Consider the following 1,385-nt stretch of genomic DNA (forward strand, 5'->3'; position numbering starts at 1 on the left):
GCGATATCGACGTAGCGATCAAGTTCAGTGAGTCGATGATCGAACTTGCACCTGCGCGACCTTATCCCTGGTACCGGTGCTGCTACCTCCTTGGCCGCTATCGTAGCCTGGAAGAGCAACGGCTATTCCACGAGCGAATTCCGGATTCGGTGTTGCTGAACCCCTCACGCGAAGTGAAGGGCATCCTCTTTTTTCTGGCACTCGCTGGTAGCTTCAAACGAGCAGAATCCCGGTGGGTTAAATGGATGATTGAGGACCCCCGCGGTCATGCGATGGATCTAGTTAATTTCCATTTCGGCCTTAATAACCGGAAAACTGAGCCCATGCAGGTTTCGCCTTCTGTAGAGCGATGCCTGGCGGCTGTCCAGTACACCCATGAGGGTGACACCTTGGTTCGGCTGATTGTCGATGATGAACTGGAGGGTAGTGAGTGCACCCTGAAGGCGTCCAGTCAGGTAGGGCAGTTGTTACAGAAGCTGTCGCCGGGCGATAGCGAAAACTTGAACATGGCTACCTACAAGATGGAAGAGCGTCTTCCACCTTATGTGGCCTGTGTTCGGATCGCATTGACGTTGCGTCACGTCCACAACGACGGCAGTGATTGCTTCGTGATGATGCACATGCCGTCTGATCCTGACGAGCTCATTCCCTTCTTAGAAGAAAAAATGGCAAAGGGTGCGGAGAGGCACGAAAACCTGCAGACGATGGAGGCTATTCCGTTGTACCTGCGGGGTCATGCGCTGTATCCATCAGATGCCTTCAAGGCAGCTATGAACTGCTGGACTGACCAACGAGTCCCTAAGTCGCCACTATGCGATATAGGAGACACAGAACCGACTGCAGTAGTGCTTGATGCCTACAGCATCAGTTATCTAGCGGTCACAAATATTGCCGGGTACTTACTAGATACTGGTATTTCGCTCGTCGTCCCTGCGACTACGAAAGAGACACTTGAGGCGTTTCTCACTGAAATCTCTGACGAGCATTTTATGCTCCTGGGCGTTACAGATGGCGGGAGACTTTTCCGAACGACAGCATCGGACTTACGTGAGCGGGATGCTCACGTCCTTGAAAACTTACGCCTGATCCTGGACAACATTACCGTTGTGCGGCCAGCCATGCATGATGAAGAGCTTGATGCATTCACGGTCAAAGATGCCGTCGACGCTTCAGTTTATGACGCGATGCAGCTCTCGATAGCCAACAAGATTCCATGGCTCTGTATGGATGGGACTTTTGGTGCTCTTCACAATGTGAAAGGCCATCCTTTAGTGAATGCTCAGGCAGTTTTGCTTAGAGCAATGGTGAACGCACCTTTTGATTTCGAACAAAGGCGTCACGCATTAGTGCTCTACGCTTTAGGCGCGCTTCCACTACCGCTAACG

Annotated in this window: 1 protein-coding gene; it reads left to right on the forward strand. The window is 51.9% G+C overall.

The window, feature by feature from the left end; all coding sequences use genetic code 11:
- On the forward strand, nucleotides 1-1,385 hold a 1,385-nt coding region (locus DQ405_RS26930; RefSeq protein ID WP_168426515.1), incomplete at both ends, for a PIN domain-containing protein.

Source organism: Pseudomonas sp. SST3 (genome assembly GCF_003325755.1).